Annotated in this window: 13 protein-coding genes; 1 reads left to right on the top strand and 12 read right to left on the bottom strand. The window is 71.8% G+C overall.

The genetic code is table 11. The features are described from left to right. Positions 1-115 precede the first annotated feature (115 nt). From ahcY to AQI95_RS11690, 9 genes are all read right to left on the bottom strand, one after another. Positions 116-1522 carry an adenosylhomocysteinase gene (ahcY, locus tag AQI95_RS11730; protein WP_067121134.1) on the bottom strand — a complete coding sequence of 469 codons (1407 nt, stop codon included), beginning with the start codon at positions 1520-1522 and terminating at the stop codon, positions 116-118. A gap of 173 nt (positions 1523-1695) precedes the next feature. Continuing rightward, a complete protein-coding gene (locus tag AQI95_RS11725) occupies positions 1696-2706 on the bottom strand; it encodes an NAD(P)-binding domain-containing protein (RefSeq protein ID WP_067121132.1) in 1011 nt (336 codons plus the stop codon). Between the two features lie 36 nt (positions 2707-2742). Further along, positions 2743-3204, bottom strand: coding sequence for a DUF2000 domain-containing protein (locus tag AQI95_RS11720; RefSeq protein ID WP_244188708.1), 462 nt, complete (start codon positions 3202-3204; stop codon positions 2743-2745). A 49-nt stretch (positions 3205-3253) separates the two neighbouring features. Next, positions 3254-5047, bottom strand: coding sequence for a hypothetical protein (locus AQI95_RS11715; protein ID WP_067121130.1), 1794 nt, complete (start codon positions 5045-5047; stop codon positions 3254-3256). A gap of 68 nt (positions 5048-5115) precedes the next feature. Then, a complete protein-coding gene (locus tag AQI95_RS11710; RefSeq protein ID WP_107121607.1) occupies positions 5116-6168 on the bottom strand; it encodes a pyridoxal-phosphate dependent enzyme in 1053 nt (350 codons plus the stop codon). Between the two features lie 5 nt (positions 6169-6173). Then, entirely contained in the window at positions 6174-6842 is a 669-nt protein-coding gene (locus AQI95_RS11705) for a class I SAM-dependent methyltransferase (protein WP_067121128.1), read from the bottom strand. Between the two features lie 261 nt (positions 6843-7103). Next, the gene (locus tag AQI95_RS11700) at positions 7104-7706 is read right to left on the bottom strand and encodes a TetR/AcrR family transcriptional regulator (RefSeq protein ID WP_067121126.1); all 603 of its coding nucleotides are present in this window, start codon (positions 7704-7706) and stop codon (positions 7104-7106) included. A 68-nt stretch (positions 7707-7774) separates the two neighbouring features. Beyond that, a complete protein-coding gene (locus AQI95_RS11695; protein ID WP_067121124.1) occupies positions 7775-8674 on the bottom strand; it encodes an HAD family hydrolase in 900 nt (299 codons plus the stop codon). Then, entirely contained in the window at positions 8671-10059 is a 1389-nt protein-coding gene (locus tag AQI95_RS11690; protein WP_067121121.1) for an acyl-CoA dehydrogenase family protein, read from the bottom strand. Before AQI95_RS11690 ends, AQI95_RS11695 begins: the two co-directional genes overlap by 4 nt. 172 nt (positions 10060-10231) lie before the next feature. Here AQI95_RS11690 and AQI95_RS11685 point away from each other — a divergent pair, with 172 nt between their 5' ends. Next, complete coding sequence (locus AQI95_RS11685; RefSeq protein ID WP_079071203.1) at positions 10232-10876, top strand: ScbR family autoregulator-binding transcription factor; 645 nt, start codon at positions 10232-10234, stop codon at positions 10874-10876. 97 nt (positions 10877-10973) lie between these two features. Here AQI95_RS11685 and AQI95_RS11680 read toward each other — a convergent pair whose 3' ends face one another. From AQI95_RS11680 to AQI95_RS11675, 3 genes are all read right to left on the bottom strand, one after another. Further along, positions 10974-12137, bottom strand: coding sequence for a serine hydrolase domain-containing protein (locus tag AQI95_RS11680; protein WP_067121119.1), 1164 nt, complete (start codon positions 12135-12137; stop codon positions 10974-10976). Positions 12138-12832: 695 nt separating this feature from the next. After that, the gene (locus AQI95_RS47300; protein ID WP_159056509.1) at positions 12833-12991 is read right to left on the bottom strand and encodes a hypothetical protein; all 159 of its coding nucleotides are present in this window, start codon (positions 12989-12991) and stop codon (positions 12833-12835) included. 5 nt (positions 12992-12996) lie between these two features. Continuing rightward, positions 12997-14025: a ScbA/BarX family gamma-butyrolactone biosynthesis protein gene (locus AQI95_RS11675; RefSeq protein ID WP_067121117.1), complete on the bottom strand. Its 1029-nt coding sequence runs from the start codon at positions 14023-14025 to the stop codon at positions 12997-12999. Positions 14026-14055 lie beyond the last annotated feature (30 nt).

Here is a 14055-nt window from a genome sequence, read left to right as displayed (position 1 = left end):
GGCGGCGAGACATGGTGGATCCCTTCGCTGGTCGCAGAGTTGGCAGGAATGGTGGGAAAGACGGGAAAGGCGGGAAAGGTGGCGGGTGCGGTACGGCGGAGCGGCTGAGCGCTGATCAGTAGCGGTACTGCTCGGGCTTGTAGGGGCCCTCCACGGGCAGGCCGAGGTAGTCGGCCTGGTCCGGGGTCAGGGTGGTCAGTTCGACGCCGAGGGAGTCCAGGTGGAGACGGGCGACCTTCTCGTCGAGGTGCTTGGGCAGCACGTAGACGCCGACCGGGTACTCCTCGGGCTTGGTGAACAGCTCGATCTGGGCGAGCGTCTGGTCCGCGAAGGAGTTGGACATCACGAAGGAGGGGTGGCCGGTGGCGTTGCCCAGGTTCAGCAGACGCCCCTCGGACAGCACGATGATCTTCTTGCCGTCCGGGAACGTCCACGTGTGGACCTGCGGCTTGACCTCGTCCTTCACGATCCCCGGGATCTTCGCCAGACCGGCCATGTCGATCTCGTTGTCGAAGTGACCGATGTTCCCCACGATGGCCTGGTGCTTCATCTGCTCCATGTGGCGGGCCATGACGACGTCACGGTTTCCGGTCGTGGTGACGAAGATGTCGGCGACGCCGACGACGCTCTCCAGGGTGGCGACCTGGTAGCCGTCCATGGCCGCCTGCAGCGCGCAGATCGGGTCGATCTCGGTGACGATGACGCGGGCGCCCTGGCCGCGCAGGGACTCGGCGCAGCCCTTGCCGACGTCGCCGTAGCCGCAGACGACGGCGGTCTTGCCGCCGATCAGGACGTCCGTGGCACGGTTGATGCCGTCCACCAGCGAGTGCCGGCAGCCGTACTTGTTGTCGAACTTCGACTTCGTCACCGCGTCGTTGACGTTGATCGCCGGGAAGAGGAGGGCGCCGTCGCGGTGCATCTCGTACAGGCGGTGGACACCGGTCGTGGTCTCCTCGGTCACGCCCCGGATCTCGGCCGCGAGTGCCGTCCAGTCGAGGGTGCTCGCCTTCAACAGGGCCTGTACGACGGCCAGTTCCTCGTTGTCGGCGGGCGGGAGCTGGCCGGTCTTGCGGTACTCGACGCCCTTGTGGACGAGGAGGGTGGCGTCACCGCCGTCGTCCAGGACCATGTTCGGGCCCGCGTGGCCGGGCCAGGTCAGCGCCTGCTCCGTGCACCACCAGTACTCCTCGAGGGTCTCGCCCTTCCAGGCGAAGACCGGGATGCCGGCGGCGGCGATCGCGGCGGCGGCGTGGTCCTGGGTGGAGAAGATGTTGCAGGACGCCCAGCGGACCTGCGCGCCGAGCGCGACCAGGGTCTCGATCAGGACGGCCGTCTGCACGGTCATGTGCAGCGAGCCGGTGACACGGGCGCCGGCCAGCGGCCGGGCCTCGGCGTACTCCTTGCGGATCGCCATCAGGCCCGGCATCTCGTGCTCGGCGAGCGTGATCTCCTTGCGGCCGAACTCGGCCAGGGAGAGGTCGGCGACCTTGAAGTCCTCGGTGGTCAGGGCGGTTTCGGGCATGCCGGTACTCCAGACGGGTTCAGCAGGGCAGGGGGCATCGACGGCGCGGCCGCGACGGGCTGCCGGTGATGCGTGGTCAGGGTGGGACGAAGACGAGACGGAGGCGAGACGGAGGCCGAACGAGGGGAACGGTTTCGGCCGAGGTCAGTGGCGTCCGGCGGGGCCGGGGGCGTTCACCGGGCGGCGGTGCCGGAGAAGTCCTCGACGATCAGGGCCTCGGGCAGATCGCGGGCGCGCTCCAGGACGAGCGAGGCGAGGGCGATGTCGAGCGAGCCCAGACCGAAGGGGGCGTAGACCGCGCGGCGGTCCGGGGTGCGTCGGCAGTCGCCGAGGAGTACTTCGCCCACCGCGCGGATCGCGTCGCGCCGCACCGTGCCGGCCTCCACGGCGAGGGCGAGCGAGGTGCGCTCGCGCAGGGCGTGGGAGACGTCGTCGACGAAGTGCTCGGCGCCGGAGAGGGCCTCGGGGGTCAGATCCCGCAGGGACATGTGCAGGACGGTGGCGTTCGGGGCGAGCCGTTGGAGGCTGTCGATGTGCGGGGTGATCGCGGTGGTGGTGAGCAGCACCAGGTCGGCGTCGGTCAGGGCCTCCTCGGCGCTGTGCGCCACGGCCAGCTCGGCCCGGCCGGTGAACCGGCCGGCGAAGGCCTCGGCGCGTTCGACGGCGAGGTCGAACACCGTGGCCCGGTCCCAGGTCCAGCCGTCGGCGAGGAACGCGGAGACCGTGTTGGCTGCGATGTAGCCGGTGCCCAGAATCGCGACCTTCGCGGCCCGCCGGCCACCCGCCGTCAGCGTGTTGGCGCCGACCAGGGCGGAGAGCGCGGTGCGCAGACCGCTGATCCTCGCGCCCTCCAGCAGGGCCACCGGGAAGCCGGTGGCCACGTCGTTGAGCACGATGGCCGCGGAGGCCCGGGGCAGTCCGAGGCTCAGGTTCTCCGGGAAGCTGGAGATCCACTTGATGCCCATGGCCGGGTTCGGCTCGGGCACGTAGGCGGGGAGGGCGATCACCCGTTCCCGTGCCTGCGCGTCCGGGCGCAGGAACAGGCTCTCCGGGTTGACCAGACGGCTCTGCACGGACTGGACGTAGACCTCCTCGACGATCCGGAGCGCCTCCGCGTGGGCGTCACGCAGGACGTCCTCGACGAGGGCGCCCGGTATGACGGCGAGGGGCGTTGCAGCGGTCATGAATCCTCATCTCCTGGTGTCCATGGCTCCCCGCGGCTACTTCCACAGGGAGAACTTCTTGGTGAGCGGATCGAGTTCGTCGCGTCGGCCGAACGCGGCCACGGCGTAGTACTCCAGCTCCTCCTCGGGCAGGCCGGCGACCCGTTCCAGCTGCTCGGCGTAGGTGTCCCCGGTCATCGCCGAGACGAAGTCGTTGACCAGCAGACCGGCGGCGCCCGCCTCGGCGCGGAACCGGCGCAGTCCGGCCGCGCGGCCCTCCAGGACGACCAGGGAGAGGCCGGAGATCGGCGCGTGCGTGCCGCCGTCCGCGTCCAGGAAGTTCAGGAAGGACATCTTGGCGGCCAGTTCGGGGTGCTCGGCCGCGGCCTTGGCGGCCAGGCCCAGAGCGGTGTGCGTGGCGGCGTTGATCGCCACCCCGGCGGGCAGCTTCGCCTTGAGGACCACGGCGAACTTCCAGTCCGCGGCGACGTCGGTCGGCTCGATGATCAGGTGGGACACCCGGGCTCCTTGGAACGGTTCGTGAATCGTCGGTCGGTCAAATGATGTGTCAGGTCGGTGACTTGCCCGGCAGCAGGCGGAATTCCACCTCGCCCACGACGGTCGGGCTGAACCGGTAGCCGGGCCGGCCCTGGAGCACGTCGTCCGGTTTCAGGCCCAACTCGGTGCTGCGGTCCAGCTGTTCCTGGCAGACGGCCCGGAACCGCCGTACCACCTGGACCACCGCGCTGCTGGTCCGTCCGGTGCGCTCAGCCAGTTCGGCCGCGGAGAGGTAGGGGACCTCGCGCTCCTCGGCGCGGGCCTGCGTCAGCTCACATCCGAGTTCGCCGAGGATCGCGACCAGCGCGGCGGGAGCGGTCTCGTAAATCAGGATTCCGTTGATCCACAGGCTCTCCCCGTAGCAGGCGAGGTCCACCTCGGCGGGCAGTTCCCGTCTGCTGCGCAGGTCCCGGCGGAACACCCCGAACGCCGGCATGAAGTCCGGCACCCGGTGGGCCGCCCGCGCCCCGAGGTAGTGCGCCAGCGGGGTCTGCAGTCCCGCCTGCGGCGGCACCTGGAGCGCCTCCACGACGGCCTGCAGGGGGCCCGGCACCAGTCGGCGCAGCTCGGCGAGCTGGCGGGAGAGCCAGGACGCCGTGGCCGCCTTGCCGTAGAGGGCGAAGTGGAGCATGCCCGCGTCCAGCAGGGCGATGTCGGCCTCCGTCTCCAGGCCGGCGGCCTGCAGACGCTCCCTCAGGTCCATCGCGGTGCGGATCAGATCGGCCGACCGGATCCGCAGCTGGCTGGCCTGCAGCAGGCCGCGCCAGCGGACGTGCACGGTGAGCAGCAGCGGCGCGACCGGCTCGGGGCCCTCCAGATGCCGGACCAGCCGGTGGAAGATCTCCGGGTAGGGCGAGTCGAGGTAGCCCAGCCATCCGAAGGAGAACAGGTCCAGTGCCGCGTCGAGGTCCCGGCGCGAGCGCGAACCGGCGTAGGCCAGCAGGCTTTCGCTGACCCGGACGTAGCGGCGCAGCAGCGCCCGGTCGTCGGGACCGAGCCCCTGCGGCCCCACCACCGCCGAGTCCACGAACGAGCTGTACCCGCCGCTTCGTACGTCGCCGAGGTGGAAGGCGTAGGAGGTGCCCTCCGTGGCCGGCCGGTGCCCGGCCGACGCGATCACGTCGTCCACGTACCGGCGCTGCTCGTCCAGCACCCGGACCGCCGCCTGCACCTCCCCGCTGAGCAGGCGGGCGATCACGAGGTCGGTGTAGAGCCAGGCGGCGTCCGCGTAGTAGGAGTATTTCCGGTATTTCTCGAGGCTCGTCCCGAATGCGGCGAGCGCCTCCTCGACGGAGCCGCGGGCACTGTCCTCCAGTCCCCGCTTCCAGGAGACGTACGAGGTCTCCAGGAATTCGTCTCCAGTGCCCTCGATCCCCAGCGCCGAGGCCAGCTGTGAAAAGGCGGCGGGAAAATCGGAGCGGGCGTATTCGGCCCAGCCCTGGCTGATGGCGTCGGCCGCCTCCAGAAGGATCTCCGCGGATTTCTCCTCGACCCCCCGGTAGATCAGTTCGACGGTCTCCTCGACCCGGGGCAGGACACGGCCGGTGTAGAGGATGGAGGTGTCCGCGTAGCGGTCGGCCACCGCGCGGAGTTCGAGCGCCGTCGGCCCGCCGCCCGCCAGGCCGGCGCAGACACCGGCCAGGCACAGCAGCATGGCCACGTCGTGCTCGTCCGTGCGCTGCAGTTCGCTGTCCGCCAGCTGTCCGACGGCCGCGAACGCCCGCTCGACAGCGGCCGATCCGCCACCGCCCCGCACGAACTCCTGGAGATCGCCCCGGATCTCCGAGACACTCTGCATCGGCATGCCCGACCCCAAACCCTCTTGAATTCCCTGGGATTCTTCGGAATTCTGCAAAATTCTCTGAATTTATTTCATCCGACTCCAGAGAGGATAGCGGTCCCGGAGAGAGCGGAGTCGGGCGCGTCACCGCCGGGCGGCGTCACCCCGATCGACCGCAGCCAGTGGTCGTTGTAGACCGTGCCGGCGTACTTCTCCCCGCCGTCCGCACAGAGGCAGACCACGAGTTCGGCCTCGGGGCGCTCCTCCAGGTACCGCGCACAGCCCGCGAGCACTGCGCCGGCCGAGGCACCGATGTGCAGCCCGGCCTCCCGCAGCACCACCCGGCAGTAGTGCGCCGCGCCCCGGATGTCGGCGACCTGGAGGTGGTCGACGAGGGAGTCGTCGAGGAACGCCGAGGGCCGGCTCGCTCCGATGCCGGAGAGATGGCGCCGCCCGGGCCGGCCGCGGAAGGCGACCGAGCCCTCGATGTCCACCGCGACCATCTCGGTGGTCGGGCTGTGCTCCCGGAAGTACCGGCTGACGCCGGCGAACGTCCCCCCGGTGGAGATCGCGGCGAAGACCGCGTCCGGGGCCTTCGGCAGCTGACCCAGCAGCTCCGGGCCGGTCAGCTCCCGGTGCACGGCCGGGTTGTCGGGGCTGCCGTACTGGTTGGTCCAGACGTAGCGGGGGTTCTCCTCCAGGAGTTGCGCCACCCGGTCCAGCCGGGACAGGAGGTATCCGCCGGAGGCGTCCCGCTCGGTGACCGTGACCACCTCGGCGCCCAGTTCCGACAGCCGTCGCAGGCTCTCCGGCGCCACCAGCGGGTCCACCACCGCGGTGAAACCCATCTGCAGATAGCGTGCCAGCATCGCCAGCGCGATGCCGAGGTTGCCGGAGGTGGATTCGAGGAGCCGGTCGCCGGGCCGCAGCCGCCCCGACTCCAGCAGGCCGCGCACCAGCCCGTAGGCCGTACGCGCCTTCACCGAGCCGGCGAGGTTGTGCCCTTCCAGCTTGAGGTGGACGGTTCGGGGGCGACCGCCGACGTCCAGTGTGACGGGCGTGACCGGGGTGGGGCCGAGGAGCGCCCTGAAGTGGCGCAGGCGCTCCTGCAGTGCCGACCCGGCCTGGCCTTCGACCGTGGTCATCCGCCTCAGTCCACCGGGGTCGCGTAGACGATCCAGTTGTCGTGGGTGTGCGCGTAGGGACGGAAGTCGCCGTGCGGCGGGTCGTCCCAGGACACGCGCTCCAGCGCGATGATCTCCCACCCGTCGAACAGGGCCCGGATCTCCTCCTCGCTGTAGTAGCGGAAGAGGGTGTCCTTGTAGGCGAAGGTGTTCGGGGCGATCTCCTCGCCCTCCCCGTAGGTGTCGTCCTGGGGGGTGAAGGCGTTGGTGACGAAGACGCCGCCCTCGACCAGGAGCCGGCGCGCCTCGGTGATCAGGGCGCTCGGGTCCTGGATCTGCCCGAAGACGTCGAAGCAGGTGACGGCGTCCACCGAGGCGTCGATGAGCGGGAGTTCGGTGGCGTCCGCGCGGAGCAGGAAGGAGCGCTGCTTGATGATCCGGCGGGCGTGCTGCAGACCGGTCGGCGCGATGTCCACGCCGAGCGCGGTGAAGCCGGCGTCGACCAGCGCCGCGAGGTTGCGGCCGTCGCCGCAGCCGAGGTCGACGACCGTACGCGCCTCACGCGCGGTCAGCGCCTTGATGGCCTGCGGGATCACGGGGATCGGGTCGTCCTGCCAGAGCGGGCCTTCGGACTGCTGCTGGTACGCGGCCTCCCAGCCGTACTGGAGATCCTTGTACGACACGTCCGTGGTCATGCTGTCCTCCACAACTCAAGGAAACTGCCTGGATGTTCGGTCGGGCCGGAGAACCTCTGCGCTGCGTTCCCCCTGCCGCAGGAAAAGACTGACGGGGAGCCGCCAAGCGGCGGTCAGCGCGCGACCAAGCGGCGGCCAAGCGCCCCCGGAATGCCGAAAAGTCCCTGCTCACAGGCGAATTGGAGCAGTGCCGGACAACGCGGAGAGGGCCGGTGCGGGCCTCCTTTCGGAGACCGCGCACCGGCCCTCACCGAGGGTGCGTCAGGCCGCGGGCGGCTCACGTTCCTGGCACAGCGCCTCGACCATGTCCCAGAGCAGTTCCACGTCGTCCCGCACGGCGTCGGCGGCGTCCGGGCCGCCGATCCCCGCATGGCTGGCGAGCAGCATGGCCCCGACCGAGAGCCGCGCGAGCCCCTCGACCGAGGTCCACCGGGGGATGGCGCCGGCCCGCTGGGCGCGCCGGAACTCCTCGGTCAGCCCCGCGAGCAGGTCGTGTGCGAACCCGGGCTGGGCGAAGGGGCCGTCGGGCTGCTCGGCGAGGATCCGGAAGACCGCGTGGAACCGCGGCTCCTCGTGGTGCCGCCGGGCCAGTCCGGACAGCAGCCTGCGCAGCGCGGACGCGGCCGGGATCCCCGGCCCGCGGGACGCGTCCGCCACCTGGCGCCAGGCCTGTCCCGCCTGGCGCACCAGCTCGGCCGCGAGCTCCTCCTTGCTGGTGAAGTGGCCGTAGAGGGCGCCCTTCGTCAGCCGGATGCGATCGGCCACGGTCTGCATGGTGGTGCGGCCGTAACCGTGCGCGGCGAATCCCTGGGCCGCCGCGTCGAGGATCCGCTCGCGCGTTCTGATGGCCCGTTCCTGTTTCACCCTGACCTCCCCAACCCTCCCCGTCCGCATGTCGCTCGGCAGGAATAACATACCTTCTCAACGGTATTTTATTTGCCGATTCGAAGTCCGCGAATCCCCCGACGGAGCCGCTGGGGACCGTGGAGGCGCTCGGCGCCGGGGAGTCCCTCGACGCCGGGGAGCCGCCCCCAGCCGGACCGCGCCGCCCGCGCGGTCGGCACGGGGTCGTCGCCCACCACCGTGGGATGGCCGCACAGTTCGAGCAGCGGCAGATCCGAACCGTGGTCCCCGTACGCATGGCAGTCCGCCGGGTCGGCGCCGTGACGCGCCATCACCTCCGCCGCCGCGTCGGCCTTGGCGGCGCCGATCACGGGGCGCGCGATCTCACCGGTGAACCGGCCCCGTCCGTCCGTCAACTGCTCGCAAGCGAGCACCAGTCCGGCGCCGAGATCGCGGGCGAGCGGCAGGAGACAGGCACGCGGTGCGCCGGAGACCAGCACGATCAGATCTCCGGCCGCCCGGTGCGCGCGCAGCGCGGCGAGCGGCGCGGGCAGGAAGGGCTGCGCGGTCGCCCGGAAACCGCCGTACCAACGGGCCCCGGCCCGCGCCAGCTCCGCCGCGGGCACACCGGCGAAGAGCCGGTAGTAGGCACGGTTGCGCTCCTCCCGCGACACCCCCGCCGCCGGGGGCAGCACCCGCCCGGCGGCCAGCGGCGCGGTGCGCGCGGCGGTGGACCAGTACTCCCAGAAGACGACGGGGGTCGTCACGGTGGCGAGCGTGTGATCGACGTCGAAGAAGGCGACGCGGCGGGGGTGGGAGTCGGAGTGGAGGTGGGGGTGGAGGTGGCGGTGCGAGCGGGCGATGGGACCGGGGGCCTGGTGAGGGTGAGCGTGGGAGTGGGGGCGGGTGCGGGAGGTGGACGCGGAGAGGGCGTCGGGGCCGGGGCTCCGGTTGAGGTGGGAGACGGGGCGAGGGTGCGCGGCGGTCATCGGGCGTCTCCGGTCGTGAGGGGGGTGGCCGCTCGGGGGGCTACGGCGGAGGTGCCGACGGCGCCCGCGCCGGGGGCCGGGGCCGGGGCCGCGTCGAAAGTCGGGGCCGTGCCCGTGTCCCCGCCCGGGGTGGCCCCTCCCCCCGCCTCGAAGGCCGCCGCCTTCTCCGCCATGAAAGCCGCCGCCGCCGTACCGAAGGCGAGTGTGGCGTGGGAGGCGCCGGTGCTGAGGTCGCGCCAGGCGCGCTGGAGGGGGTCGCCGTCGAGATGGGCCCGGGTGCCCCCGGCGCGGAAGAGCCGGTCCACCGCGGTCGTGCACAACTCCGCGGCCAGGGCGGCGTCGCGCTGGTTTCGGGTCACCGCGTCCGGCCCCGCGTCGCCCGCGTCCGCCCGGTCGGCGGCGGCGCCCAGGAGCAGCAGTGCCGCCTCGATCTCGCCGTCGGCGCGGGCGAGCACCTCCGGTGTCACGGCCGCCCGCACCCCCGGCCGCCCGGCCCGCTCCGCGGCGAACGCGTGCCGCCAGGCACCGCGGGCGGCCCCCAGGACCGGCGCGGCGAACTGGAGCGGGGCGACGAGCCGGTGGGGCACTGCGTGACAACGGTCCGCCCCCTCGCGCACGTTGTCGAGCTCGGCGAGGGTGAAACTGCGGTGGCGCGGCACCAGGACGCCGGCCGCGACGACGGTGTTGCTGCCCGTTCCGCGCAGCCCGAGACTGTGCCAGCTGTCCTTGATCACCAGCTCCCGGCACGGAACGGCGAAGCAGCGGACCTCAGGGACACCACGATCCGCTCCGTGCGCACCGCCATCCGGTTCATCCCCATGGGCACCACCGCCCGCCCCGCCGGCCGCCGCGTGCGTACCGCCGCCCGGCCCGTGCCCATGCGGACCGCCGCCCGCCCCTTCGAGCCGTACGGCGACCAGTACCCAGTCGGCGTGGTCGACGCCGCTGGCGTAGTGCCACTCGCCCCAGATCCGCCAGCCCTCCCCCTCGGGGACGGCGCGCCCGGCGGGCGGCACGACGGCGGCGGCGATCCGCACGTCCGGTGAGGCGCCCCACAGTTCGCGCTGCCCACGCTCGGGCAGATAGGCCGCGAGCCGTCCGTGCGCGGCGTAGAGGGCGGCGCACCAGGCGGTGGCGACGCACTCCTCGCCCACCGCCGCGACGGCGTCCACCAGTTGCCGGAAGGTTCCGGCCGACCCGCCCCATCGGCGCGGCACGAAGTGGGCGGGAAAGCCGGCGGCGGTGATCTCGGCGGCCAGTTCCGGGGACAGCCGCCGCTCCGCGTCCACGCGAGCCGCCGAGGCCCGGGCCAGCCGCGCCACCGGCGCCGTGCGCAACGCGCGCTCGGCGGGCGCCGCGTCGTCGATGAATGTGCCGATGCCCATGCGTTCCCCTCCCCCGGCCCGCCCGGAGGCGAGCACACACGGCTCACACAGAGCGCATGGCTTCGTCACCTGCGCTCATGGCAAATATACCTACAGGAAGGTATATTAAAAGTGGTACCGGCGCAGCCTTCCATCCGATCTCTCAGCCGGGTACCGAAGGAGCGCGATCACCGTGACCTCGAAGATCACGATCCCTGGCTGGACAGGCTCCCCGACCGAGGACCGCCTGCCCGACCTGCGTCAGGAACGGGCTGTGCAGACCCGCGCCCAAGTACTGCGCGCAGCGGCGGAGGAGTTCGCCGAGAAGGGTTTCAAGAGCACCTCCATCCAGGACGTGGCCAAGCGCGTCGGCATGACCAAGGGCGCCGTGTACTTCCACTTCCCGAACAAGGAGATCCTCGCCATCGCGGTGGTCGAGGCGCACTATTCACGCTGGCCGGAACTGCTCGAGGGCATCCTCGCCGAGGGCCACCCGCCGCTCGACACCGTGGTGCGGGTGCTGGACGGGGCCGCGCAGGCCTTCGCCACCGACATCGTCGTCCAGGCCGGGGCCCGGCTGCAGCTCGAACGCTCCCTGATCGACGCCGAGTTGCCCCAGCCCTACGTCGGCTGGACCCAGCTCCTCGCCCATCTGCTCACCAGTGCGCGGGAGGCCGGTGAACTGCGCGAGGGGGTCGACCCGGAGGCCGCCGCCCGCGCTCTGGTCTCCGGCTTCTTCGGCGTCCAGCACGTCTCGGACACCCTGACCGGCCGCGCGGACCTCCTGCAACGCTGGCCGGAGTTCCGCGACCTCGCCATGGCATCGATCCGCGCCTGACCGCCCCTTGCGGTGTCGGCGCAGCGCTCCCCACACGACAGGCGCACGCCGAAACGACGCACGGCCACGGACGGGACACTCCTCGGGGTGCGCGGTTTCAGCGGCACAGAGCCGCGTCCACAACACCGTCCATGCGCTCCTTGGTCGCCTGGCCCGGCTGCAGGGTCACGGCGACCTCGGCCGCGCGGCCGTCCTCGGTGACGCCGCCCCGGGTCTCGTATCCCGTCATGCTGCCGCCGTGGCCCCAGTACACACCGCCGCACGACAGCGGCGTGCTCACGAGTCCGAGCCCGTAACGGGCACCGGCGGTAAAGGGGTGGCCGGCGGGGACGGTGGTGCGCATCTGGTCGAGCTGGGCCTTCGGCAGAAGCCGGCCGGTCAGCAGCGCGGTGAAGAACCGGTTCAGGTCCGAGTCGGTGGACACCATCTGGCCCGCGGCCCAGGCCCAGGACGGGTCCCATTGCGTGGCGTCGACCAGGGGCGCGCCCGCCGAGTCCTGGTAGTAGCCCCTGGGATGGCGCTCCCGGATCGTCACCTCGCCCGGGGCGGGGAAGTAGGTGTGGCGCAGTCCGATGCGTTTGACGATGCGGCGGTCGATCTCCTCGGCGAGGGGACGGCCGGTGACCTTCTCGATGATCAGGCCGGCCACCAGGTAGTTCGTGTTGCTGTAGGCCCAGTTCGCGCCGGGGGCGAAGTCGGCCTTGTGCTGGAGAGCGAGGTCGAGGAGTTCCCGGGGGTCGTAATGGCGGATGTCGTCGCTGAGGTACTTGCTGTAGTTGGGAAGTCCGCTGGTGTGCTGCAGTAGTTGGCGGACGGTGAGGTGGCGTCCGTCGATCCCGTCCCCGCGGACGAGGCCGGGCAGATAGGTGTCGACCGCGGCATCAAGGCCGATCTCGCCCTCGCCGACCAGTTGCAGCACGACCACCGCCGTGAACGTCTTGGTGTTGCTGCCGATGCGCACCTGACCGTCCCGGGGCACCTTCGCACCAGTGGCCAGGTCGCCGACCCCCGCGGTGTAGGTGCGGGTGCGGCCCTCACGGTCTTGGACGCTCGCCAGCGCGGCGGGTACGCCGTCGGTGTGCACCAGAGCGTTCAGGCCCTGCTGCATGGAGTCCGGCCTGACGGCGGCGGACGCCGCGGGCGGGGCCAGGGCGCCCGTCGTCATGACACCGACGGCCACTGCGGCCGCGACCGACACGGCTGTGCGCCGACCGCTCCGCCGCCCGGACGAACGAACCTTCTGCCGTACCTGCTCACGCACGAGCCAACTCCTCTGGAATCACTGGGTGACCACCGGCCTACGGGCCCAGCATTTCCCGAGGCGACCGTGCGGGACGATCGTGCTACCCGCCCGGCTCCAGGTAGGGCTCCCCCCCCGGCCGCCGGGTCGGCGGGCAACGGAGGCGGGGGACGCCCTGGGCGCGATGGCAGCGGATGCAGTGGTGGCAGTGGTGGCAGTGGTGGCAGTGGTGGCAGTGGTGGCAGTGGCAGCGTCGGGACAGCATGCGCGACGGAGCCTGGAGCGGCCGAGTGGGCGAGCGGGCGAGCGGGCGACGCGATAGGACGATCCGCGGTCGGGAGGGTGGCGCCGCCTGGGCATCGCGCGTCGCCCGCACGACACTCTGCTCATCGGCGTCGTAGGCGACCGGGTGATCGCTCACCAGTGCCGTACGCGAGCAGGTGATCGCTCACCGGTGTCGTACGTGAACGGGTGATCCTGAACGTCCGCCCGGACAGCGCTGCCGCCCAAGCGGCGTACCGCTCATGGCGGATACCGCGGATGTCACCTGCGCTGCCGCCGCATGCCGCCGAGGCACGACCGGCCGGTCGGCGGCAGCTCTCAACCCCCGTACGTGGTGGAATCCCTCCACCTCCGGCGCCGGGCACGGCCCACTCGGCCCGCTCCGCCCGCGCCGGACACCCCCCGCCCCCGTACACACCCCCTGAAGTCGAGGACTACCCGTCGTCCTTCGTCGACGTCCGCGTCGGATAGGCGGACGGGATGCGGATCAGCATCACGGGGTGGCTGTCCGTGAACCAGGTGCGCAAGGCCCTGAACCGGGCGCGTGCCGACAGGCCGGAGTGGCGCAGCAGGGCGGTCAGGATGGGGCGCATCGGGGTCAGTTCCCGTGGTGCGGACGGAGTCGGAGGACGCCCTGGGCGACGAAGTCGCCGTTCTGCGCGGCGGCGACGCGGACCGGCACGGTGCCGTCGGCACGGGCCGGTTCGAGTGCCGCGTGGATCTCGGTGGGCAGGCCGAGTTCGACGTACCGGAGGAACTCCATCGCGCACCCGACCAGCAGCGGCCGGCCCCCGGACTGCGCGAACGCGGCCTGCCGCATCGCCTCCAGGACGACCATGCCCGGAACGTGGTCGACGGGGTGGTCGAAGAGCACGGGATGGTCGGGGTCGCAGCGAAGGCGCCAGCTGCCCGGCCGGTCCGTGGCGGAGAGTACGACGTCGCCCGCGTTCTCCTGGCCGACCAGTTCCGGCGCGACGGGCGGCGGCAGTTCGGCGGCCGGCGATCCTTCGCCCGGCAGCGACCCTTCGCCCGGCAGCGACGCTCCGTCCGACCGGGACACTCCGCCCGACCGGGGTGCCGTGCCCGACAGGGGGGCCGCGCCCGTGCCCCGCAGCCGGCGGTAGACGGCCGGGGCGACGCAGGTGAAGCCGCCTCGGGCGGAGCCGACCCGGACCATGTCGCGGTAGAGGCCGACGCGGTAGTCGAGGCCGAGCAGGCGCTCGCCGCGGCGCTGGATGTTCTCGCAGCGGATCTCCAGCATCAGGTCCGCCGGGGCGCCGGTCAGGGCGAGGCCTTCGGCCGTGATGTCGAATTCCAGCCCGTTCAGGATGAAGTGGTCGTCGAGCGGGACCTGGTAGCCGGTGTGCCCGATGATCAGACCGACCTGCCGAATCGTTTCGGCAAAGACCAGCGGGTCATGGAAGCCGTGCCTGCTGCGGTAGAAGCTGTGCTGCCGCGGCCACTGGGCGCCGATCAGGAAGCCGTCGGGGCCGTCGGGATGCACGCTCGTGAGGAAGACCTCGGAGACCGAGGCCCGGTGCACCAGGCTGCGCGGGACAGGCTGCTCGAAGAGTCCCGCGGGGAGAGCGGCGGCAGGGTCGACCAACGTGTTGCTTGGGTGGCGCATGACAGAGTCATCCTCCTGGTGGCACGTCAG

The organism is Streptomyces yokosukanensis, assembly GCF_001514035.1.
Lineage (GTDB): Bacteria > Actinomycetota > Actinomycetes > Streptomycetales > Streptomycetaceae > Streptomyces > Streptomyces yokosukanensis.
Note: the sequence above shows the minus strand (reverse complement) of the source record. Positions and strands in the feature narration are given on the sequence as shown.

Excerpts from the sequence above, each read along its gene's own strand:
- ahcY (WP_067121134.1), bottom strand. The coding sequence starts at position 1,522 with ATGCCCGAAACCGCCCTGACCACCGAGGACTTCAAGGTCGCCGACCTC.
- AQI95_RS11725 (WP_067121132.1), bottom strand. The coding sequence starts at position 2,706 with ATGACCGCTGCAACGCCCCTCGCCGTCATACCGGGCGCCCTCGTCGAG.
- AQI95_RS11715 (WP_067121130.1), bottom strand. The coding sequence starts at position 5,047 with ATGCCGATGCAGAGTGTCTCGGAGATCCGGGGCGATCTCCAGGAGTTC.
- AQI95_RS11710 (WP_107121607.1), bottom strand. The coding sequence starts at position 6,168 with ATGACCACGGTCGAAGGCCAGGCCGGGTCGGCACTGCAGGAGCGCCTG.
- AQI95_RS11705 (WP_067121128.1), bottom strand. The coding sequence starts at position 6,842 with ATGACCACGGACGTGTCGTACAAGGATCTCCAGTACGGCTGGGAGGCC.
- AQI95_RS11695 (WP_067121124.1), bottom strand. The coding sequence starts at position 8,674 with ATGACCGCCGCGCACCCTCGCCCCGTCTCCCACCTCAACCGGAGCCCC.
- AQI95_RS11690 (WP_067121121.1), bottom strand. The coding sequence starts at position 10,059 with ATGGGCATCGGCACATTCATCGACGACGCGGCGCCCGCCGAGCGCGCG.
- AQI95_RS47300 (WP_159056509.1), bottom strand. The coding sequence starts at position 12,991 with ATGCGCCCCATCCTGACCGCCCTGCTGCGCCACTCCGGCCTGTCGGCA.
- AQI95_RS11675 (WP_067121117.1), bottom strand. The coding sequence starts at position 14,025 with ATGCGCCACCCAAGCAACACGTTGGTCGACCCTGCCGCCGCTCTCCCC.